Below are 22,778 nucleotides of genomic sequence, written 5' to 3' on the forward strand. Positions count from 1 at the left end.
TCACTGGAAACCCACGTACGAACCCAACGATGTCCAGCAAGCCATGGACATGCTGGAAGCGGGCGGCTTTGTGGAAAGCCGCCACCAGACCAGCCGGCTGAGCTACAGCGTCACCCCCGATTGCCAAACTCTGCCCGGCCTTGAGCCGGACCAGGAACCCGCCACCCAGACGGTGACTAAATGGTCCGATTGGCCCATCCGCCGATGGGTTGACTGGCAGGCAGCCAGAAATGAATTCATCGAAAGACGATTGGCCGGCGCCGCGCTACGGCGGCCACCTCATCCACACCGACACGACATCCAGTCAACCCGATCACAAAGGAATCACATGCTGCTATCCAGCACCGGAATCAAGTTACGCGTTCATCTACGTACCCACGACGGTGAAAACGTCTTTGTAGAACTGGAAAACGAAGACATCGAGAAAGCGGCAATGGCCAAAGCCAGCGTGACCGAAGCCGAAGTTCATCCCATCAGGATGATGTGCGTTGAATTTGTGCAGGCGATGACCAGCCCATTAAACAGCGGCGACCGCCTGAAAGCGTAACCGTAGCCTGGAAGGCCTTCCATCCTTCGCCGGTACTGTCCTGAGGGGGCCACCGACGCCGTTGCGGCAGCCGCCGCCCCTGCCAGGCGCAGCGGCAGTGACAGTCACCAGCACCGCGCATCCGTGCCGTCAGCGTGAGCAGCAGCAAACCCAAAAAACCACAGCAGCATGAGCGCATGGAACGGTTTCATGGCGCCAGCCTTGTCACATATCGTGACATGTGCCTCTGCAAACATCTCCTCTAATTGAAGGATGTGATATTCATCGAAATATAGGAAAGTGCACAGGTAAAGCGTGGTCGGTGCAATATGGCGTGATTTTTTGCACCAATTACTTACTACAGGTCCGCACTGCTGCGCTTCAGTGGGCCTCCATGAAATGTCCCATTTGAAGAGGGTACGTCATGTCACAAAAATTTCCTGACGCAGACAGCACGACCAACCGCATCAGCCTGACTAATCCGCGCGTCGTGGAGGCGTGGTGCTCCGAGTTGAAATGCACAGAGTATGAATTGCGCGTGGCGGTCTATGCGGTAGGCAGCGAACCCGATGAGATCCGCAGTTATTTTCATCGCAGCAGAGACACCTGCCAGCAATGATTACGAGCTGAGGCATAGCCGTCAGTGTCGGAAGCCTTTCCGGGTTTCCTTTCCACCACTACCTTGCAGTCCATCACGAACTCTTGCGCGGCGTGATCGTTGCGGAAATAGACTTTGGCGCCAAAATTTTCGCCAAACTGGGTGGTGTCGGTAGCCGCTGGGCTGCGCCACAGGTGATTCTCAGTCCCTGCTGCACTCCTGCACCTTGGTCACCGGCGCCGGCCCTCCGTCCCTGAAGGTGATGACTAGCTTGCAAGACTTCGGGCCGTCGGCAAACAACTTCACAAGATATTTTTCACCGGCTTTCGGAATGACGGCTTGCGCGGCAACTTCGCAGCGTGAGCCTGGGTAATACACAGACGTTGCCATCGCCCCGACACCGGTAGGCATCGTCTGCGGGCGGATATGCCATCCGCCAAAAATCACAAACTGCTGATCGGGCGGCGCCGAGACCTTCCAGATCGTCTTGCTGTCTTCGCTGCGCAGATAGGAGTCTGGCTGCTGAAGGTAGGGCACCGTGTCGTAGTCAGTGCAGCGGTTGCTGTCAGGGTTGCGGTACTTCGCGATGAAGCCGGTGTTGACGCCGAACTCCGACTGAAATTCAAACTCCGGATCGGTCGGCGACGCGGCTACATATTTATAGCTTGGTTTGGGGTAGGTGGTACAGGCGGAGAGCAGCGCAACCCCTGCAAAAACCACCAAAATTCTGAGGTTGGCGTTAGTTTCCTTTTTCATTCTGGTGTTGCCTACTTGGTTTAATCGTCGCTATTAAAGCGTCATTCTTGGCGCGCGCACGTCGAGCACCAATGGCTCGAACATGTACTCACTGTTGAATTGCGCTGCAGCCTGACCCAGTCTTTCCATAAACTCTTGACCCGCTTCTCCGCTCACGATGGTGATATGACTCTTAGGTTCCCACTGCTCTTCCTTTAGACCGGTCGATAGAGCATAAATGGCTCAGCTTTGAATGGAAATTTAGCTCCACCCTGATCACATTTCGGCGAAATTCAACACGACTGCGCTCAGGTAGTTGTGGTCGATCTCCTGCTTGCTGGCGCTCAGGTTGCCGCTGACCGTCGTGCCGTAGCAGAACGGCGGAATGCACAGGCTCAGGCCGAAGCCGAAAACACCCGACGCACTGGTTCGGGTGTTTTGCTGTCTTGCTAAATACAACGACTGAAGGCCAAGCGTAAAGCGTCCCCGACAACAGCTTCGGAACTATTTGCCGGGATGATTACATTCTCAATGCCATCGTCTTTTTCGCGCCCCCATCCTTCCAGCTTCTCGTGACGCATTGGACATATCTCCATCGTGCCGTCAGCTACGTTCACCGTGATGTTGCAACACGCCATTTTCTTAAAGAGTGCGTTCTTGGACTTATAGCCATGCTTGGTTATGAGCGCTTGAACCCAAGCCTCATAAGACTGCTGGTTTTTTCTATAGTCGAAGAAATCGTCCAGCTCTGCCAAAGTCAAGAATCGGCTGTGCAACAACGCATCCAGTAGAGCCGAACCCAATGAGTTTGCATCTGCATTCGGATCAAGTGTGTGTTGCTTACCGTTTTCATCGCGACTACTCCCTCGATACCCCGAATATGTTTCGATGAGATAGAAATCGCCGTTGAATAAGGCCGAAGCCCATTTTTTTTCTGTAACGTCGTTCATGCTAGTTCACTGCAGTTATGACAACCTTAACACCCATATTTTTTCCATACTGAATTGCTTTTTCTATCTGTTGCCACTGCGCCGGTGTAGTGCCAGCTGGTACGGCAACTTGCAATTGCCGTGCGGAGATGCTTGCAGCATCAACCACCGTATTTCCCAGCTGTGCTTTTTCAAATTGAAAGACAACATCAATATTACCTTTGAGAGACGTATAGAGTTGCGTAGGATCTGTGAGCCTGGCTGCAGTCATCGTATCCAGCGTCTTAGCGCTAGTTGCAACGCCAGTGGCTCGGTTAAAAAAGTCAAACGTTTCAAAGTTGGGTGGAAGCCTGGAACTCGACGGCATCTGTGCCGCAAGATAATCTTCCCATGGCATACCCTGACCCTGGATACCTTTTCCCCAAACAACTTTTATTGCGGAATTATCTGCTGCGGTAGTCCAAGTAGGCAGTGGGCTGGCGGGAAGGTCAATAATTTTTCCGGCATCGGTGAGCGCCCTCACCTCTCCAGTTGATATATCCACTATAGCTCTCGTTTTGGGTGGCATTCCTGTCACTTCGAACGGTTGATAACCTTCCGGCGTCGATCGGGCCATGTTGCCGTTGGTGCGCGGTATTCCGCTTACATGCTCCATTGATGCAAGAAAAATCGTCGCATCTCGATAGGCGGAATATGCCTGTGTATTCTGGCTCTGAATGAACTGATAGCACTTTGAATCACCAGAGGAGCAGAAATCTGCAGGATTGGCACCCAAGGCACCTGCCGCACCAGCAATGAACTTCCCTAAGTTGGTTGCATCACCGCTAGCGGCCCATTCGGCGATTGCGTTTTTTGCGTCAGATTGCTGCGATGCGCTGACTCCACTCCAGTAAGAGTAAACCCCTTCCACGTTGCAGCCGCTCGTCGCTTTGCAACGCGCAAGTTGTTCCGCGAACCCACGAAGCTGGCTTTGCCGAGCATCAACAGGGTTATGTTTCAAATAGTTATTCACTGTCCCTGAATAGGCAATGCCTATCCCGGCTCCCGCGCCAGTTGCGCCCCCTGTGACCGCACCCAAGGCTGCACCAGCCAACGTCGATCCCGCAGTGATCAGCGCATTGAACTCCGCACTGCCTTTGGGATAGCCTTGATCTACAAGATATTTTTCGAGCTCTGGCAACAGTTGCTCGTTCAGAGCGCCGACAACCGCCCCGCTCAGCGCGCTGGTTCCCGCCACCTTGGCCTGAATCACCCCAGCCATTCCATGCAGCACGGTCTTTTGCCAGCTGCCTTCCAGCCATTCGTTCTTATGCGCCAGATCGCCAATCGCGTTCGTGATCACCGCACCGATGTATTGCGCAGCCTGGGCGTTCTCTTTGGCCTTTTGCTGCTGGACCTGCAGTTCCTGCGCTTGCTGCAGGGTCAGGGTGTTCTTCAACGCGCCGTTGGCCGTTGACGCGTCTCGGCTTGTCAGGGTGGCGACGTTTTCTTCACTTTGCTTGTCTGCACCTGTGATGGTCACCTGTGCCGGGCTGATCACGCTTTGTGTTACGCCGCTCTGGCTGCCGCTTTCGGGCAGGCCGGTGTTACCCATGGCGTTGGCGAGCAGGTTGTTGGTGAGGTTGCTTGCCAGATTGGTGGCCATGCTGGCACCGCTGCTGAAGCTCAGGCTGGCGCTTTCGCTGCTGGCGCTGGTGTCCTGCCGGTTCTGCAGGTCGCTGTAGGTCAGCGCCGAGGTGCTCAAGGTGTTCTTGCTTTTGTCGGCTTCGCTGGTGATGGCTGCGCCTTTGAGGTCGGTGGCGCCAGCCACCTTGATGTCGAAGCCGCCGGTGCCGGCGGCAATGCCACTCTGGCCGACTGCGCTCAGGTAGTTGTGGTCGACTTGCTCCTTGCTGGCGCTCAGGTTTCCGCTGACCGTCGTGCCATAACAGAACGGCGGAATGCACAGGCTCAGGCCGAAGCCTCCGGTGGTCTGCTTGCTTTCGTAGCGGCTGCTGTCTTGCAGTGTCTCGATGTTGAGCTTGCCGCCGACGTCCATCTCCACAGTCTTGCCGGCAAGCTGTGCGCCGATCAGGTTGGTGTCGCTGCCGCTCTTGACGCTGAGGTTGTTGGTCGCCGTGATCTGAGTGTTGTCATAGGTGGTTTCGCTGCCGTCAGCGCGGCCCTTGGCGTTGTTGGCGCCAATCTGGAAGCTGATGCCGGTTTGTTCACCAAACCCGAATGTCACGCCAATGCCGGCCGAGCTGGAGTTGTTCCTGCTCTGGATCTCTGCGGTGTTCTGCGCAGCGGTCAGGTTGACATTTTTCGCAGCTTCAAGCGCAATGTTTTGCGCCTGCAACTTGGCGCCGACCATATTGATATCGCTCTCGGTGGCCTTGATATCTATGTTCTGGGCCTGAAGGTTCGTACCGCGCTGTTCGGTACTGCTCTGGCGGCTGTCCTGGCTGCTGCTGCTGGTGCCCAGGGTTACGCTGACTCCGAAGGCGCTGTTCGCGGGGTCGCTGGCACCGCCGGGCTGGATCTTGTCGGCACTCGCTTTGGCGTTGGCGTTGATCGCTCCAGCGTTCTGGGCCGATGAGTCCGATGCGAGCTTGTACGCGTCGTAGCCGGCCTTGAGCGCGGCCGCGCCTTGTAGCCGGCTGTTGTCGCCCTGCCGGGCCTGCTGCGCCAGGTCGGCAATTTGCGTGATCTTGCTGCCGATCACGCCTGTGAGCTGGCTGCCTATGGTCAGGCTTTTGCTTTCGGCGTGGAACTTGCTGCTACTGGTGTTAGCAGCCGCCTGCAGGTCGATCTTATTGGCGCTCAGCTTGATTGTGTCGCCGGCCAGCAGGTCGGCGCCTTGCGTCGTGAGATTGCCTTGGCCGGTGTTCTTGTATTGGGCGTCGGTGCCGGCTGTCAGCGTGAGGTTGCCGGTATTGGCGCTCAGCAGGCTGGTCGCAGAGGTCGTGCTGCTGCCGCTTCCGTCCTGCACAGCGCTGGTCTTGCCGAACATCGTGAACCGCGGGCCAAGGCCTGGCGCGATGCCGATGCTCGTTGAGCTGCTGTGCGAATCGTTCTGTGTGTTCTCAATGTTGGTGGCGGCCAGCACGTTGATGTTGCGGCCGGCGGTGACCGCGACATCGCGATCAGCCAAGACAGCACTGGCATTGATGCTGGCGTCACGGCCGGCTACTACGGTGACATTGCTGCCGCTGACGGTACTGCCGGACTGGCTGACGATTTGCTGGTTCTGGTTCTGGTCTTGCGCGCTCTTGCCGTAGCTGATGCCGCCCATCAGGCTTCCCGAGAAGCCGCTCTTCTTTTCTTCACGGAAGCTGTTGCGGGTGGCGGTGCTGGTTGCCGCTTCAATTGTTACGTCGTTGACGGCCGCCAGTGTGGTCTGCCCATTACCGACCACCGAGCTGCCGCGCACCGTGAGGTTATTGCCAGCGCTGATGCTGACGGCGTTGCCGCTCAGACTGCTGCCAATTGCCACGTTGGAACTGCCGGTGTCGTGCCCCGTCTGGCTCTTGCTGCTGAGAAAGCCGCTGCTCTTGGTCTGGTTGAAAAGGTCGTACTCGCCCTTCTCCCTCGCCTCAATGATGTTGACGTTGTTGGCGGCCACCACGTTGAGCTGGCCGGTGACGGCGTTAACGCTGGAGCCCTGCACGGTGATGTTGCCCTTGCTGCCATCCGGTGCGGTCTGCAGGGCTGCCAGGGTGACGTTGCCGCCGGCCAGCAGATTGCTGCCGACTACGCGCTCTTGGGCGGTGTGGTCGTTGCGCACATAGCCTTTGGCGCGTATGTTTTCGTCAAGCTGGGTGGTGTCGGTGGCGGCCAGGATGTTGAGATTGCCATTGGCGATGACACTGAGGTTCTGGCCCACGCCGATTTGGGCTGCCCTGAGGGTAATGTCTGCACCGGATGACAACGCCAGGTTGCCGCCGGTTTGCAAAGTGCTGCCCAGGTTGGTGGTGCCCTGTGTGCGTCGCACGCCCACGCCGCTCACGTCTTGCGTGCTCTGCTGGGTCTGGATGGTGTCGACCACCAGGTTGGCGCCGGCGCTGAGGCTGGCGTTGCCCTGCGCGGACACCAGCGCGCCGGCGAGCTTGATGTCGCGCCCGGCGCTGATGAGCAAATCACCTCGTGAGACCACGCTGCCTTGCGGCCCGACTTCGGTGTTGCTGCCGTTGAGGTTGCCGGCGATGGTCTGGCGGTTGATACTGAACTGGCGTGTTACCGCATCAATCTGGATGTCGCGGGCGGCATCAAGCTGCACGCTGTTGCCGCTGATCATGCCGGAGCGGTTGATGATGTCGGTGTCTGACACGATGGTCGTGCTGCCATGGCTCGCGTCGATCAGGCCCAGCTCGTTGGTGACCTTGTTGGCGGCCAGCAGGATGCTGTCTTGCGCTTGCAGGGCGCCGCGGTTGGTCAAATCACCCTTGGCGATGATGCTTACGCTCTTGCCGGAGATAAGCGCGCCGGTCGGGTGCAGGTCTGCCGTGTGGGTCTGGCTCAGGTAGACCACGGGCACCCAGGCCTGGGTTTTGCTGCCGTCTGAGAGGGTCACGGTCTGCTCGACCAGCCAGACGATGTCGCTGGTGAGCTGGGAGATTTGCGCGGCCGTCAGCGCGATGCCGGGGCGCAGGTTCCACTGCTGGGCTACCGTCACGCCGCTGGCCATCAGGGCCTGGTACTGCGCTTCTTCGCTGGTGTAGCCGTCCAGAAAGCGGCGGCCTGTGAGCTGGCCGACCTGGTCGCGGATCAGCTTCTGCTCATAAAACCCGTCGCCCAGCCGCTTCTGGATGAGCGCTGGGTCGGTGTTCAGCGCCGAGAGCATGTAGTCGCTCGACAGCCACTGCCGGTAGCTGGTAAAGCGCGGGTCGCTTTCGATCAGGTAGCGCTGGCCGGGGTTGGTGAGCGGGGGGATGACCAGCGCACCCAGCGCCGGCAAGCTGAAGGCAGCGCCGGCCGGGCCGGGGGAGGCAGGGCCGCTGACGCCGGACTGCCCGGGCAGCGCATTGGTATTGGTGACGGTGGTGGCATTGATGGAGAAAGTGGAGCCCGGGCCCGCGCTCATGGTGCCGCCCACGCGGCTTAGCACCGCGGTGCTGGCCTGCGGCGCCAGGCTTTGCGAGGTGGAGGTGCCGTAGCTGCGGTTCCAGCGGAAGATGGAGTATTCGTCGACCACCGTATTACGGTTCAGCACGGCGCCGATATTGGTCACGCTGGCGGTCTGGTAGCTGCCCAGCGGGTCGGCGTTGCCGATGGTGACGTTTTGCCCGGCGGCGATGTTGCCGTATTCATTGCGCAGGTTGCCGACGTTTTTCAGGATGAGGTTTTTGCTGGCAAGAATTTTTGGCTCTGCCTGCAGCGCGCCCTGCAATTGCTCGTCGGTCACGGTGGTGGTGATGTAGCGTTCGGTCTCTACCGCATGGCCCCCAATCCACACTCCCGGCTTTTCAGCCAGCGGGTCGATGTGGATGGCCGGGTTGTACCAGCTCAGGTCGGCATAACCGCCCGCGCAATAGCCGGCAAAGCTGTCGACGTAGTTGCCGTACTCGCACATCCAGTAGCCACTACGTTTGAGCAGGGTCTTGCTGGTGCTGCTGCTGGTGCTGGTGATCTGCGGTGCTGCGCGGGTGTTGTTCAGCGTTTCAGCCGCAATCTGCATGTCGCCGTCGGCTTGCAGGAGCGAGGTGTTGTTGTTGACCAGCGTGGTTCGGTTGAGCAGGGTGCCGTCGGCATCGCGGGTGCTGTTGGCGGCGATGTTCAGGGCGTCCAGACTGTAGACGGTGGCGCCGCCGGTGTTGTTGAGGGCGTCACGCACGTAGAGATTGACCTCGGCCGTGCCGGCCACCAGCGCGGCTGCGCCCTGGTTGTTGAGTGTGCCGGCGTTGACGGTGACGGTGTTGCCGGCAATGCCGGCGCTGTTATTGACAGTTTGCGCGGTGACGTCGAGCGTGTCGGCTTCGATGCGGCCGCTGCCCTGGTTGTTAAGCGTTGCGGCTTGCACATTGGCCTGCTGGCCGGCCAGCTTGCCCTGGTTGGTGAGCGTGCCGGTGCTGGACACATTGAGCTGGCCGGTGGCCACGATGCGCCCGTCGTTGCTCAGGCTCTGGCTGGCCGATGCATCAAGGCTGCCCCCCTCCAGGCGGCCGGTGGCGAGGTTGTTGATGACAGCGGCTTGCAGGCTGGTTTGCTGCCCGGCGATGGTGCCGCTGTTGGTGAGGGTGTCGGCCAGCGTAATGCCGGTGCGCCCGCCGGCGCTGATCTGCCCATCGTTGTTCAGCGACCTGGCAGCGATGCTGGTGTCGCCGCTACTGGTCACGCGTGCGGTGGCGGTGTTTGTCAGCAGGCCGTCTGCGCTGATGGCAATGTTGCCGGCAGTGGCCGCCAGCGTGCCGGCATTGCGCACACCCAGTCCGGCTTCAGTGCCGACGAGCGTGATCTTGCCGGCATACATGCCGCCCAGTTGCGAGGTGTCTATGCCGAAGGCGGGCGCTGCGCCCACCGCGGCGCCGGGCGCGGCCGTGGCCACGCTCTGGTCGGCATTGACCTGGTTGGCGCCTGCGGTCAGTTTGAGCTCTTTGGCCCAAATGCCGGCATTGACCTGAATGGCCCGGGCCATCAGGCCGGTGAAGTCAGTCTGGCTGCTGTCCAGGCCTGCGCCGCTGATGGTGATCAGGCCCTTCTGGACGACAAAGCCTTCAAGGTTGCCCCCGTTGATGACCGGCGTGCCGGTGGTGAGCGTGGCGCGGCTGGCGTTGATGAAACCGCCACCATCCACGTTGACCCCGGCAGGATTGGCAATGATCACTTCAGCGCGCTGGCCGGCCACCTCGATAAAGCCGCGCAGCTGCGTCGGGTTGGATGAATTGATTTCGTTGAGGATGATGCGCGCGCTTCCGCCCGCCAGAGACGGGTTGCCCTGGATGAAACCGCCCAGTTGCGTCTGCACATTGCTGCGCGAGTTGTTGAGGATCGCGCCCTGCGACTGGATGTCGAACTGCGTGAAGGTGTTGCGCGACACGCCAGCGGCGCTGGGCGTCTGGATGTTGACTTGCGGCAGGCCGTTGGCGGTGTTCAGTATCGTGGCTTGCTGGCTTCTGGGGGCGTTGGGGTCGACCACGATTTGCGCCTGCGCTGCGGGAAGCCATTGCAAAGTGGCGCCTACGGTGAGCAGCGCCGCAAAACTCAGGAGCTTGAGCCTGGCAAAGGCGGGGGCGAGCACCGCCGCATCCGTTGCGCCCGCGGGGCCGTTCGTCGCGCCGTTGGCCTTGCCGGCGCTGGCCGCTGTTTCCTGCACGACCATGCGTTGGCCACGTGCTGCGTTGAAGATGATGCGGTGCAGGTGCTTGTTCATAAAAAGTGCTCGATCTCTAAGTTCGGTGACTAGAAGCTGTAATTCAGGCTGACGCCTGCTGTGGTGTTGGCAGTCTGGAAGCCGGTGGGCTTTTGAACGGGCTGACCGACAAAGACGTCGTATTGCAGGCTTTTGATGTTGCCTCGCAGGCCGATCACCATGCCCATCAGACTTTTGCCAATGAGGAATTCGCTCGAAGGCCCTTCGACACGGCCATAGTCCAGGCCCACATAGGCTTCCTGTCCACTACCGCCCAGTGCGACAGCCAGTTCATTGCGCCACAGCCAGCCGCGCTCAGAGGAGAGGGACGATTCACCGTCAAAGCCGCGCACGGTGTAGCGCCCGCCAATGGCGAAACGGTCTTGCGGTGTTAGCGGGGTGTGGTTGGTCTGGCTGCGGAGGACTCCGGTATAACGAAAGCTCTGCCCTGCCGCTTTAAAGGGTGCACTGACGTTGGCGTCCAGCGTGGTCAATTGCATACGCGAAGTGCCTTCACCAAAGGCCTCTTCTGGTGCAGGCAGGGAGCCGAAAGCGCCGGTACCGCGCTTGTAAGCCAGGTTCAGGTCCAGCGTGGCGCTACCGATAAATTCGCGGTGATTGGCGCTGAGCTCATAGCCGCCGACAATCCGGCGCTGCACCTCAATTTCGGTATCGTCAATGAAATTGCTGGATGTACGCTGGAAGGCACGAGCCGCCAAAGTGGTTTTTCGCGCAGCATCGCGGTAGACCAGGCGGGACAGCTTTACTTCCATATTGCTACTGGTGCCGCTGTAGACGTAGGTTTGGTTGATACCGGCGACAGCCTGCCGGTAATTACTATTGCTGGCCGTAACACCCAGCAGCCAATAGCCGAAAGGCACGGAGTAGTGCATCGTGTCACCGCGCGTGCCACGCTCACCGGCCATGCCACCGCCCAGGTCGCGGTTGAGCGAGACATAGAACAGGTCATTGAGCGTCAACCAGTTGTCATATGACAAAGTGACACCGCCCTGATATTTTCCGGTGGCTTTGGAGCCACTGTCGTCGGCTGACAGCGACACGCGGAACGGGAACGCCTGCCGGTAGCTGATGACCAGGTCGCTCTGGCCGGGCTGCGCATCCGGGCCGGTCGCCGGTTCGATCTGGATGTCGGCCTCTGCCGTGGGCACGCGCTTGAAGTTTTCCAGGGCTTGCTCGATGTCGCGCAGGTTGAGCAGGTCGCCAGGTTTGGCAGGGACGGCATTGAAGGCATTGCCGCGGCGGTCGCTTTGGGCAGAAAAGTGTATGGCACGTATGCGCCCAGGCAACACGGTCAATGTAAGGGTGCCGCTTTTGAGGTCTTGCGGCTCGGCCAGGATGCGCGTTGTGACATAGCCGCGTGCAATGACCGCATCCTGCACCCGCTTGAGGACGAGGTTGATACTCTCCGCACCCAGGCAACGATTGAGTGGCGAATCGCTACGATCAGGACCGGACGCGGCATCCAGGGCCCAGATCCACTCGCCCGCATGGGTTTGGTCGCTACCGGCCGCCTTGAGATTGAGTTCGCGCACCGTAAAGCACGGAGATTCCTCCGTGAGTAGCTTGGTGGGCTCAGCCGCTGGTGCCGAAGGCAATCGCACATCCGGCGCGCGCTCCTGCTGCTCACGCAAGAGGCGGTCCCGTTCTTCAGCACGGCGCTGCTCCTGCTCGGCACTGGTAGATGGGGCCGGTTGGGCCATGGCATGCCCGGCCAGGGCGGCAATAGCCAGGCCGACACACAGGCGCAATGCGCCGGTTTTTTGTTTTACTGATGTTTTGGTGCACGCTGGCACCCGCCCGAGTGATACACCCAAGTCATCGTGTGGCTTGGCCAATCACGCTCTCCCTGATTTCGCTGTTGTTATCGCCAAGCCGTGTGCTTGGTGCTGCTCGCTATTTTAAATTTCGCCGGGAGGGAATGTAAGCACTGTTACTTCGGATCAGTCGCAAGTGTTGGTTTTTGCGCCAAGACTGGGGCAATCATTAGATCTCTATCCATATGTGAGAAGACAAGCAGTTGTCTCGCCCCAAGCATCAGGATGCTCACTCCTTGAAGACTGGGATCGAGCCGCTGGCGTTTCGCCGGTCGCCGGCGGCGAGCAGGAGCCGTCGCAATCGCTCGATGTTGGCCTCCCCCTTGGCCAGTGAGTCTGCAGAGGTATGGACGGAGTAGCTCCCAAGATGCAAGTCATGGGGATGTGGTGTTGCAGAACCAATCACGAAGATGGCGTCGCCAGTTGAGCCAGCCTTCAATGTGACAGGCTGAACTCCCTGCTCAAAAATGACCAGTTCGCCGGCGTCGGCTGGAGTCTCTCCGATCAAAAGACCGCTGGAGACCGCCATCCAGGCGAGCGGCTCTGCCTCCGGTGGCGTGAACGTCCACTCGGTGCCGGCGGCCAGCCTCACCAGCAGGTAAGTCACACCCTCAGGGGCGCGTGCCGGGCTGCGGGCACCTTCGTAGCTGCCGAGAATCACGTGTGCGGGCCCGGCAGCCGGGACGTGCCTGGCTTCAACGTACTGGCTGTCTACAGCTTCATGCTCAAGGTCGGAACGCAACGCAATCCAGAGCTGAAATCCCTTTGCTCTCGGAGTCGTCCCGCCTGACAGCTCTTTACCGTGCCACACGCCGTTCCCCGCGCGCATCCACTCGAAGCCGCCGAAACCAACGTGGCCCGTGCCGTCTGTGGGGTCATCGAATCGCAAGTCTCCTTCGGTGATGACGGTGATCGTCGCAAGCCCCGAATGCGGATGAATGGAGAAGCCTGCTCGCGGGTCGTGGAGGTCAATGTCAAAAAAGTCGAGAAACACGTAGGGCTTGAGCATGTGGCCAAGGTCCGACGGGCTCATCAGGCGGGTAACTGGACCGTGGGTATTGCCGCGCGTCCTGAAGGTGACGCGGCGAAAGCTTTCGTCGGCAGAAATCGGCAGGTCTTTAACTGAATTCATGGTTTTTCTCCTTTCAAACTGCGTCTCCTTAGCGGGTTTGCTGGTAGCCCCCGAAGTGTTTGATCGGTGACCAGGCGGGCAGGATCTCGGGCAATGCCGGCGAAAGCGACTGGTAGTCCTGCGCGCCGTACACCACCCGGCCATCCATGACGGTCAAGACAGAGGCGATGGATTTGATCTGGGATTCCGCAACCTCGAAGTAGTCCCTGTCCAGCAGCACGAAGTCGGCGAGGTGGCCAGGGGCGATCATGCCCAACTCGGTTTCGGCGTTCATGAACCACGCCGCATTGCGGGTGAAGAGCCTCAGCGCTTCGGCGCGTGACAGGCGGTTGTCCCTGGCCAGCACTTCTGTTCCGGAGACCGACTTCCCCGACACCATCCAGCTGATGCCGACCCATGGATTGAACGAGGACGCCCGGAAGGCGTCTGTGGTCATGGCCAGGGCGATGCCGCTGTCAACGAGCTGACGCAGGCGGGGAGTCAACAAGGCCTTGTCACGACCGTGCGTCTTGATGAAGCCGTCGCCGTGCATCGCCATCTTGGCGTCCAGGGCGATGCCACCGCCCAGAGCCTTCACCCTCGCAATGTTTGCGGGACTGATGGTCTCGGCGTGTTCAAGACTCCACCGCAGGCCGTCGAGCGGCATCTTCTCGTTCAGCTTCTCGAGCGCATCGAGGAAAGGCGTGATGTTCTCGTCGTAGCTGATGTGCTCGCGAAAAGGAATTCGCCGCTGGACCAGCCTGGAGATGTCCCGCTCCACCAGTTCCCGCATCTTCTGCGGCTCGATGATGACCGCCGGGCGGTCGAAGTTCTCGTGATCGTGGACATCCACTGACAGCAACTCGCCGGCACCGCGGTAGACATGGCCGTGCGCGAGTTGCGGGTGCAAGTTGTGCCCCGGACTGATAGGCGCAGTCTTGGTGATCGCCTGGATCTGCGCGTCCACCACGTTGAAGGCGGCACCTTCTCCAAACTGGATGTCCACGAAAGGCATGCGGATGTTGAGGCGGTTGTCGCGGGCGACGACGTCCACGGTGCGCTGGGCCTTGGGATACCCGCGAAAGCCCGTGCCCGCATCGACGATGGACGTGACCCCAAAGCGGTTGAGGCCGTGCACCGTCTGGACCAGTGAGCTCACCTCCTCATCGAAAGAGAGCTGGGGAACCATGGTCTCCAGGGCGATGAACGTGAACGTGTAGCCATGAACCACACCGGTGTACTTGCCCTGCGCATCCTTCTCCAGCTCGGTGCCCGGCAGCTTGGGAAATCTGTCAGTGCCCACGCCGAGGGCGTCCATCGCCTGCTGGTTCATGAAGGCGCGGTTGTAGGCGTACTGCACGATGAGCGGGCGATTGGGGACGGCGCGGCGGAGTTCTTCCAGGGTGGGGAAGCGGTTCTCCTCGAACTGGTAGGGAGACCAGCCGCCAATCACTTTCACCCAGTGGCCTTCCGGTGTTCGTTTGGCTTGCTCACTCAGCATCGCCAGGGCCTGGCGCAGCGTCGGCACGCCTTCCCATCGCAGGGTGTAGTTGTATCCGCCCTCGTTGAGCACATGGGTGTGCGCGTCGATGATGCCCGGGATGAGCCGCCGGCCGCGGGAATCAATAACCCGGGTGTTCGCGTTCTTCAAACCCAGCACCTCGGCATCCGTGCCGACCGAGTAGATGCGACCGTTTTTGACGGCCAGGGCGGACGCTGCGGGTTGTCCGGGATTGCCGGTGAAGATCCTGGCGTTGTGCACGATCAGGTCCGCGCCTGGCGCCTCTTGCCTGGCTTGCGCATAGGTGTTGGTCAAGCCATTTACCACCATGAATCCGATCAGTAGTATCAACTTCACTGCTTACTCTCCATTTGAGGGATTTGAAAGAACACCACCCTGCGCCGATCTCGATCAGCGAACCGAACTCCGCAGCGGTGTGCGTTAAATGTGGATATGACCTGCTTGATCCGGCACAGTCATTGATCGTTTTTGCTTGCGGCAGCACGATTCACTGATGGCCTTGGGCGCATCTTTGCATCTTTCTTTGTGGTACGGTAGACCTAAAATTTGCGTATCTGTGTCGCAAAAACAGGAACACTGGATGGATATCGAAGAACTGCGAACCTTCGTGGAAGTTGCCGACGCGGGAGGCATCACAGCGGCCGCCGTTCGTCTCGGCATAGCCAAGTCCATCGTCAGCCGGCGGCTCATCAAGCTTGAGTCGGAGCTGGGGGTCCAGTTGCTCGCCCGCACCACGCGGGGCGCATCTCTGACGGAGGCTGGTGCGACATTTCGTGACTATGCGGCCAGGGTGTGTGCAGACATAGAAGTTGCCAAAGAGACGATCCTGCCCGCCGGCGAGCTTCGCGGCCGCTTACGCGTCGCGGCGCCGCTGTCCTTCGGCCCTACCCACTTCGCGCCCGTACTCGCCGAGATGGCGAGCCGGCATCCACAGCTTCACATCCAGACCTGCTACAGCGACCGGTTCGTCGACCTGGTCGCTGAAGGCTACGACTGCGCAATTCGCGTTGGCCATCTCGCGAACTCCAACCTGGTCGCTCAATGTGTGGGCCCTGTGAACGGGAGCCTGGTCGCAAGTCCTGCCTACATCAAAGCGCACGGCGCGCCTCAAACCCTGGGCGAACTCCTTGATCACGAAGCGCTGATGCAGGGTACGGAAACCTGGCAATTGATGAATGAAGGCAAAGTCGTCTCTGTTCGACCCCAGGGCCGCTTCAAAGCAGATAACGGAACTGCTCTCGTCGCCGCGGCGGTAGCGGGTTTAGGCATCGGCTACTTGCCTCTTGGACTCACACGTCCTTATCTGGCTTCCGGTGCATTGGTGACCGTCATGCCGCAACACCCCACCAGACCAGCAGGCGCGTACGTTGTGCGCCCACCGGGTCAGCATCCCGCGCGGAAGATCAGGGTGTTGACAGAAATGCTGACGGACTACTTCAGCAAGTTTCCCGATTTCAATTTTGGGGAGCTCGAGATAACAAAATCGCGGAAACAGCGCGCAATTTGAGGCCAATCCGCACATGACAGGTGGCCTGGGTGGGGGCATCCTCTAATTGGAGAATGGATTTGGCGTTTAGCAGCAATGCGCTGCGCTACGATGAAACGAAAGGGAGCACCTATGCCACGACGCCGAAGACCGAAATACTTCAGATCGCTTGTAAACCTGTTGCCAGGACTGGTGGCCGGCGGAGGGGCCGGTGTCATCAGCCGTTTTGACGAGTGCTCAATGATGCCGGCCACTGTTGAATGCCCGGGACTGATCCCAGCCTGGGGTTATCTCGTGGCATTTGCGGTGGTTATTGGATCAATCGCCTGGACCTGCTGGGCTTGGTACAAAGATCACGTCCGCGGCGACTACCAGATCGACGTGATGATGGGTAAGGACAGATACAGGAACTGACCAATCAGCCTGCGCTCAGTCATTGCCATTGATCGAAAAGATGGACGTGTGACGATACGGGGGAATTCCCGCCGCCATTCCCCAAAAATGCCCGGATGTCCAAAGACGAGATGAGATGATCTGAAACAAAAAAGCCCCGATTTACGGGGCTTTCAGGGCATTTCTCAGATCAATCTGGATTTCTCTGGATGCAATTTTGGCGGAGAGGGTGGGATTCGAACCCACGGTACCTTGCGGTACGCCTGATTTCGAGTCAGGTACATTCGGCCACTCTGCCACCTCTCCAGTGTGGAGCCGATATTCTATCAGCCCAATTTGATAGCCCCCACGCTCCCCACTTCGTGTGGTTCGCTGCCCCCCGAGGGGGCGCTGCGCCTGCGGCCCGGCAAAGCCGGTTCCGCGGCCCCTGCTGGGTTTAAAACCGAAGACTCATTTACTTCGCTGTGGGGGCCAATACCTTGATGCCGCCCATGTAGGGCTGCAGCACTTCCGGCACGGTGACTGAGCCGTCGGCTAGCTGGTAGTTCTCCAACACGGCCACCAGGGTGCGGCCTACGGCCAGGCCGGAGCCATTGAGGGTGTGCACAAACTCGTTCTTGCCTTGCGCGTTCTTGAAGCGCGCCTGCAGGCGGCGTGCCTGGAAGGCTTCGCAGTTGGAGACGGAGCTGATTTCTCGGTACGTATTTTGTGCGGGCAGCCACACTTCCAGGTCGTAAGTCTTGGCGGCGCCAAAGCCCATGTCCCCGGTGCACAGCAGCATGACGCGGTACGGCAGGCCGAGCTTTTGCAGAATGGCTTCGGCGTGGCCCGTCATGGCTTCGAGCGCTTCGTAGCTTTTGTCGGGGTGCGTGATCTGCACCATCTCGACCTTGTCGAACTGGTGCTGGCGGATCATGCCGCGGGTGTCACGGCCGTAGCTGCCGGCTTCGGACCTGAAGCAGGGCGTATGGGCGGTGTACTGAAGCGGCAAATCCGCTTCAGCAACGATTTCATCGCGCACGAAGTTGGTCAGCGGCACTTCCGACGTGGGGATCAGGTACAACGCGGTGCTTTCGGCCTCGGCTGCGCCCTCTTGCCCGCCTTTTTTGGCAGCAAAGAGATCTTCTTCAAACTTGGGCAACTGGCCGGTGCCACGCAGCGAATCGCCGTTCACGATGTAGGGCGTGTAGCACTCGGTGTAGCCGTGCTCTTGCGTCTGCACGTCGAGCATGAACTGCGCAAGCGCGCGATGCAGGCGTGCGAGCTGGCCCTTCATCACGGTAAAACGCGAACCGGTCAGCTTGGTGCCGAGTTCAAAGTCCAGTCCCAGGGGCTGGCCCACGTCAACGTGGTCTTTCACTTCAAAAGCGAAAGCCGGCGGCTCGCCGCCCGGGCCTTCAATCGGGGCCCATTTGCGTACTTCGACATTGCCGGCTTCGCCCGCGCCCTGCGGCACGCTTTCATGCGGCAGGTTGGGCACAGCCAGCAGCAGGGTTTGCATGTCGCTCTGGATCTGGTCCAGGCGGGCAGCGGATGATTCGAGTTCGGCCTTGGAAGCGCTCACCTGGGCCATGATGGCGCTGGCATCTTCGCCCTTGGATTTGAGCTGGCCGATCTGCTTGGACAGTGTGTTGCGCTGGTTCTGCAGCTCTTCGGTGCGGATCTGCAGGGCCTTGCGTTCAGCCTCCAGTGCCTGGAAGGCTTCCACATTGAGGAAGGCTTGCGGGGTTTTACGGGTCTCCAGCCGGGCGATAGCCGAAGGCAGGTCTTTGCGAAGCAGGTTGATATCTAGCATGGCTTGATTGTATTTGTGGGCTCAGTTCAGGCTGGCCGGGTCCAGGTTGGCGCCGCAGATGATGAGACAGACTTTTTCGTCGGCGCGGGGCGTGTAGCGGCCGCTTTTCAGCGCGGCCAGCGGCAGGGCCGCGGCGGGCTCGACGGCCAGTTTCAGTTCTTTCCAGAGCCACAGCTGTGCGGCGCGTATCGATTCGTCAGTCAACAGCAATGCATCGCGCACATGGGCCTGGGTGGCCTCCCAGGCCAGGCTGCCGATGCGTTTGGCACCCAGCGAGTCGGCGGCGATGCCGCCAACGGCCACGTCCACCGGCTCACCGGCCTCGCGGGCTTTGTACAAGGTGGGCGCCAGCTCAGGCTCCAGCGCCACCACACGGCTACGCTGCTCAAACCAGCTGGCCACGCCGCCTATCAGGCCGCCACCGCCCACGCTGACCAGCACGGAGTCGGGCACGCCGCCCTGCTGCTCGATCTCTGCGGCCATCGTGCCAGCGCCGGCAAGCACTTCGGGCTGGTCATAGGCATGTGTCAGCAGCGCGCCGGTTTCCTGCTGGCGCGCCAGGCAGGCTTTCAGCGCGTCGGCGTACGCCGCGCCCGTCACCACCACCTCGGCACCCAGCGCGGCCAGCTTGGCGCGCTTGGCGGGCGTCGAAACTTCAGGCACAAAGACTTCGCAGCGCACGCCCAGCTCGCGGGCCGCGGCGGCTGTGGCAATGCCCGCGTTGCCGCCGGAAGCCACGATCACGCCGCTGGCCGGAATGGGATTGGACAGCAGGCGGTTGAGCATGCCGCGCGCCTTGAAGCTGCCGCCGGTTTGCAGGTGTTCGAGCTTGAGCCAGACCTCAGCGCATTCCACGCCCAGCGCCTTGCCAGGCAGCTTCCACAGCGGTGTTTTATGAATAAAGTGGCTGTAGCCCGCTTCGAACTTGCGCAAGCAGCTCTCAATTTGATAGCGATTGGTCATATGGAAAAAAGAAGAAATCAGGTCAGAGCTGATGCAGCTGGCTGTCATTGACTTCCAGCATCTGGCCCTGCGCATCGAGCTTCAGGCCCTTGGGCAGCGGGAACTTGATGGTCTCCTCAATGCCTTCCATCTTGCGCACCGACACGGCGCCCAGCGCCTTGATGCGGTCTATCACCTGCTTCACGAGGATTTCCGGCGCCGAAGCACCGGCCGTCAGGCCGACCCGGCCCTTGCCCTCAAACCACGATTCCTTCAGCTCGCTGGCGTCGTCCACCATATAGGCCTCGGTGCCCAGCTTGGCGGCCAGCTCGCGCAGGCGGTTGCTGTTGGAGCTGGTCGGGCTGCCGACCACGATGAGGATGTCCACCTGCGGGCTCAGCACCTTGACGGCGTCCTGCCGGTTTTGCGTGGCGTAGCAGATGTCCTGATGTTTGGGTTCGCGCACTTGCGGAAAGCGCGCCTTTACCGCCGCACTGATCTCGGCCGCGTCGTCCACGCTCAGCGTGGTCTGCGTGACGACTGCCAGGCGTTCGGTCTGGGCAGGGCTGATGCGCCACACGTCCGCCACGTCTTCCACCAGGTGGATGCCGCTGTCGAGCTGGCCCATGGTGCCTTCGACCTCGGGGTGGCCCTTGTGGCCGATCATGATGAACTCGTAGCCCTCTTTGTGCAGCTTGGCCACTTCCACATGCACCTTGGTCACCAGCGGGCAGGTGGCGTCAAAAATCTGGAAGCCGCGGCGCTCGGCCTCTTTCTGGATGGCCTGGCTCACGCCGTGCGCGCTGAACACCAGCGTAGCGCCCGGGGGCACGTCGTCGAGCTCTTCAATAAAGATCGCGCCTTTTTCCTTGAGGTCGTTGACGACGTAGGTGTTGTGCACGATCTCATGGCGCACGTAAATCGGCGCGCCAAATTTCGTTAATGCCCGCTCGACGATTTCGATGGCACGGTCCACACCTGCGCAAAAACCGCGCGGCTCAGCGAGCAGGATTTCCTGGGGAAGTAGTCTGGATTCAGTCATAGAACGCCTATTACTTGCACTTCAAACACCACCGGCTGGCCGGCCAGCGGGTGGTTGAAATCAAACTGCACCGCGTCGCCGCCCTCTTTGACCTGCTGAACCGCGCCCGCGTATTGCCCCGCGCCATCCGGCGTGGGGAACTGCACCACATCGCCCACTTTGTAATGCTCATCCGGGTCGCCCAACTCATTGAGCAGCTTGCGCGCCACCCACTGCACCAGCTCCGGGTTGCGGTCGCCAAACGCAACGCCTGCGGGCAACTCAAACGTTGTGCGCGTGCCTTCGGGCAGGCCAATCAGCCGCTGCTCAATGGCCGGAGAGAGCTCGCCCGTACCCAGGCTCAGGGTGGCGGGCTTGCCGTCAAAGGTGTTGATGATGTCCGCGCCCGGTTTGCCGTCCACGGAGGGCCCGGCCATGCGGTAGTGCAGGGTCAGGAACGAGCCTTGCTGGACAAGGGTTGCGTCGGGGGTTTCCACGGTGGGCATAGGGCTTTCGGGGCCAGGCAGACAGCCGGCAACGGTTTGTAAAGGGAGGATCAGCCCCCCTATTGTAGAAAGCCGGGAGTGACCAGGCCGATCATCGGTTTTTTCGGAGGTTTTCGAGAGGCTTTTCGGAGTTTTTGGAGGTTTGTTCCCAAATTTCACGGCAAGCAGCCAGTCCGCCGCTTGTGGTGGGTTTTTCGTCAGCGCCGCATCGTGGATGACTGGCATGCTTTCTGCTGACTCACTTCCATGGACACTGCCATCACATCCCCACACACGCCAGCCCCGCCGGCCGGCCCGGATCACGACCTGCGGATTGACCCGCAGCGCCTCTGGGCCTCACTCATGGATCTCGCTGCCGTGGGGGCGACAGAAAAAGGCGGTGTATGCAGGCTGGCCCTGACCGAGCTTGACCGCCAGGGGCGCGCGCTCTTCGTGCGCTGGGCAACCGAAGCAGGCTGCACGCTGCGTGTGGATGCCATCGGCAACCTGTTCGCGCGCCGCGAGGGGCAGGACCCTTCGCTTCCTGCCGTTGCCACCGGCAGCCACATCGACACCCAGCCTACCGGCGGCAAGTTCGACGGGAACTACGGCGTACTGGCCGGGCTGGAAGTGCTGCGCACGCTCAACGACGCGGGCATACGCACCGTCGCGCCGCTGGAGGTCTGCGTCTGGACCAACGAGGAAGGCTCGCGTTTCGTGCCGGTGATGATGGGCTCGGGCGTCTACGCCGGCGCTTTCACCCTGCAGTCAGCGCTTGAGGCCGCCGACCGCGACGGTATCCGCGTCGGCGAGGCACTCCATGCCATCGGGTTTGACGGCACGGCGCCCGCTGCGGTGAACGACGGTGCACCGCGCTTCGGCGCCTATTTTGAGGCCCACATCGAACAGGGGCCGGTGCTCGAAGATGCCGACATTCCTCTGGGTGTGGTCACCGGTGCGCTTGGCCAGCGCTGGTATGACGTGGTGGTTACCGGCCAGGAAGCGCATGCCGGCCCGACGCCGATGACATTGCGGCGCGATGCCCTGCAGGGTGCCACCGGCCTCATGCAGGCCGTGCGCAGCATCGCGTTGGACGAACAGCCCGACGGCCGCGGCACCGTGGGCTATGTGCAGGTTCACCCCAATTCGCGCAACGTGATCCCGGGCCGCGTGACCTTCACTGTGGATTTCCGCCACGGCAACGACGAAGGCCTGAGCCGCATGGATGGGCGCCTGCGCCTTGCCTGCGCCGCGCTCAGCCAGTCAGGCGGCCTCACGGTCGGGATTGAGCAGACCGTGTACTACCCGCCGGCACGCTTCGCCGAGCCGCTGGTGGCCGCGGTGCGCGAAGGCGCGAAGCGCATGGGCCTGGCGCACCTGGACATCGTGAGCGGCGCCGGCCACGACGCCGTGTACGTCGCCCGCACCGCGCCGGCCGCCATGATTTTTGTCCCCTGCAAGGACGGCATCTCGCACAACGAGATCGAAGATGCCAAGCCGGAACACCTGGCAGCCGGCGCGAACGTGCTGCTGCACGCGATGCTCGACCAGGCGGGTGTGGACGCAGCATGAAGGTACTGGTACCGCAGCCGCTGACGCCAGACGCATTTGCGACCTACGGCAGCGTGGTGCAGGTGCCGGCGGGCGCCGAAGGCCATGCCATCAACGGCGGGACATCCGAGCGCTTCGACCTGATCAGCGACCTGCAGCTTGATGCAGACGGAGGGCGGCCGATGCTGGCGATATTTCGCGCACAGGCGCGGCGCTTTCCCCATGCCGTCGATGAAATGGAGCGCCATGCGCTGGGCAGCCAGACTTTTGTGCCGCTGGGCGAGCGCCGCTTTGTCATCGTGGTGGCGCCGGCCGGCGCGGCGCCTTCTGCCGATACGCTGGCCGCCTTCATCACCGACGGCTGCCAGGGCGTGGCGCTTGCGCCCGGCACCTGGCACCACGCCTTGCTGGCGGTAGACGCAGGCGATTTTGTGGTGCTTGAGCGCGCCGCGGCAGCCGTCGACTGCGGCACCTGCCGGCTGCTGCAACCCGTGATGGTTGCAGCGCTTGCATGAACCGCTT

General features: G+C 60.9%; 17 protein-coding genes and 1 tRNA gene. 6 read left to right on the forward strand and 12 right to left on the reverse strand.

The genetic code is table 11. From position 1 onward, the window contains the following. Positions 1-43: 43 nt before the first annotated feature. Positions 44-547, forward strand: coding sequence for a hypothetical protein (locus AC1DYQ_RS05630; RefSeq protein ID WP_477685962.1), 504 nt, complete (start codon positions 44-46; stop codon positions 545-547). A 403-nt stretch (positions 548-950) separates the two neighbouring features. Then, positions 951-1,145, forward strand: a complete 195-nt coding sequence (locus AC1DYQ_RS05635; RefSeq protein ID WP_477685963.1) for a DUF3606 domain-containing protein — start codon at positions 951-953, stop codon at positions 1,143-1,145. Between the two features lie 180 nt (positions 1,146-1,325). On the opposite strand, the gene AC1DYQ_RS05640 is transcribed toward AC1DYQ_RS05635, so the two are convergent. The 7 genes from AC1DYQ_RS05640 to AC1DYQ_RS05670 form a co-directional block, all read right to left on the reverse strand. Continuing rightward, on the reverse strand, positions 1,326-1,880 hold the full coding sequence (locus AC1DYQ_RS05640) for a hypothetical protein (RefSeq protein WP_477685964.1): 555 nt from the start codon (positions 1,878-1,880) through the stop codon (positions 1,326-1,328). Between the two features lie 255 nt (positions 1,881-2,135). Further along, positions 2,136-2,318: a hypothetical protein gene (locus AC1DYQ_RS05645; RefSeq protein WP_477685965.1), complete on the reverse strand. Its 183-nt coding sequence runs from the start codon at positions 2,316-2,318 to the stop codon at positions 2,136-2,138. Continuing rightward, the gene (locus AC1DYQ_RS05650; protein ID WP_477685966.1) at positions 2,309-2,809 is read right to left on the reverse strand and encodes a contact-dependent growth inhibition system immunity protein; all 501 of its coding nucleotides are present in this window, start codon (positions 2,807-2,809) and stop codon (positions 2,309-2,311) included. The genes AC1DYQ_RS05645 and AC1DYQ_RS05650 overlap by 10 nt, the downstream gene beginning before the upstream one ends. Position 2,810: 1 nt before the next feature. Beyond that, positions 2,811-10,136, reverse strand: a complete 7,326-nt coding sequence (locus AC1DYQ_RS05655) for a hemagglutinin repeat-containing protein (protein ID WP_477685967.1) — start codon at positions 10,134-10,136, stop codon at positions 2,811-2,813. Between the two features lie 29 nt (positions 10,137-10,165). After that, positions 10,166-11,836, reverse strand: coding sequence for a ShlB/FhaC/HecB family hemolysin secretion/activation protein (locus tag AC1DYQ_RS05660; RefSeq protein WP_477685968.1), 1,671 nt, complete (start codon positions 11,834-11,836; stop codon positions 10,166-10,168). A gap of 343 nt (positions 11,837-12,179) precedes the next feature. Beyond that, complete coding sequence (locus AC1DYQ_RS05665; RefSeq protein ID WP_477685969.1) at positions 12,180-13,082, reverse strand: pirin family protein; 903 nt, start codon at positions 13,080-13,082, stop codon at positions 12,180-12,182. Between the two features lie 28 nt (positions 13,083-13,110). Continuing rightward, entirely contained in the window at positions 13,111-14,919 is a 1,809-nt protein-coding gene (locus AC1DYQ_RS05670; protein WP_477685970.1) for an amidohydrolase, read from the reverse strand. 244 nt (positions 14,920-15,163) lie between these two features. Here AC1DYQ_RS05670 and AC1DYQ_RS05675 point away from each other — a divergent pair, with 244 nt between their 5' ends. Both AC1DYQ_RS05675 and AC1DYQ_RS05680 read left to right on the forward strand, forming a co-directional pair. Continuing rightward, the gene (locus AC1DYQ_RS05675; RefSeq protein WP_477685971.1) at positions 15,164-16,090 is read left to right on the forward strand and encodes a LysR family transcriptional regulator; all 927 of its coding nucleotides are present in this window, start codon (positions 15,164-15,166) and stop codon (positions 16,088-16,090) included. Between the two features lie 111 nt (positions 16,091-16,201). Next, positions 16,202-16,483 (forward strand): hypothetical protein, encoded by a 282-nt coding sequence (locus AC1DYQ_RS05680; RefSeq protein WP_477685972.1) that lies wholly within the window; start codon positions 16,202-16,204, stop codon positions 16,481-16,483. A gap of 197 nt (positions 16,484-16,680) precedes the next feature. On the opposite strand, the gene AC1DYQ_RS05685 is transcribed toward AC1DYQ_RS05680, so the two are convergent. The 5 genes from AC1DYQ_RS05685 to AC1DYQ_RS05705 form a co-directional block, all read right to left on the reverse strand. Continuing rightward, positions 16,681-16,768, reverse strand: a tRNA-Ser gene (locus tag AC1DYQ_RS05685). Positions 16,769-16,916: 148 nt separating this feature from the next. Further along, entirely contained in the window at positions 16,917-18,257 is a 1,341-nt protein-coding gene (gene serS / locus AC1DYQ_RS05690; RefSeq protein WP_477685973.1) for a serine--tRNA ligase, read from the reverse strand. A 21-nt stretch (positions 18,258-18,278) separates the two neighbouring features. Then, complete coding sequence (locus AC1DYQ_RS05695; protein ID WP_477685974.1) at positions 18,279-19,220, reverse strand: threonine/serine dehydratase; 942 nt, start codon at positions 19,218-19,220, stop codon at positions 18,279-18,281. Between the two features lie 22 nt (positions 19,221-19,242). Beyond that, positions 19,243-20,241 carry a 4-hydroxy-3-methylbut-2-enyl diphosphate reductase gene (gene ispH / locus AC1DYQ_RS05700; protein ID WP_477685975.1) on the reverse strand — a complete coding sequence of 333 codons (999 nt, stop codon included), beginning with the start codon at positions 20,239-20,241 and terminating at the stop codon, positions 19,243-19,245. Continuing rightward, positions 20,238-20,726 carry an FKBP-type peptidyl-prolyl cis-trans isomerase gene (locus AC1DYQ_RS05705; protein ID WP_477685976.1) on the reverse strand — a complete coding sequence of 163 codons (489 nt, stop codon included), beginning with the start codon at positions 20,724-20,726 and terminating at the stop codon, positions 20,238-20,240. Before AC1DYQ_RS05705 ends, ispH begins: the two co-directional genes overlap by 4 nt. Before the next feature lie 246 nt (positions 20,727-20,972). Between AC1DYQ_RS05705 and AC1DYQ_RS05710 the strand changes: the two genes are divergently transcribed. Together AC1DYQ_RS05710 and AC1DYQ_RS05715 are read left to right on the forward strand one after the other, a co-directional pair. Beyond that, complete coding sequence (locus AC1DYQ_RS05710; RefSeq protein WP_477685977.1) at positions 20,973-22,277, forward strand: Zn-dependent hydrolase; 1,305 nt, start codon at positions 20,973-20,975, stop codon at positions 22,275-22,277. Further along, positions 22,274-22,771, forward strand: a complete 498-nt coding sequence (locus AC1DYQ_RS05715) for an ureidoglycolate lyase (RefSeq protein WP_477685978.1) — start codon at positions 22,274-22,276, stop codon at positions 22,769-22,771. The genes AC1DYQ_RS05710 and AC1DYQ_RS05715 overlap by 4 nt, the downstream gene beginning before the upstream one ends. Positions 22,772-22,778 lie beyond the last annotated feature (7 nt).

This window comes from Polaromonas sp. P1_F4 (assembly GCF_056405675.1).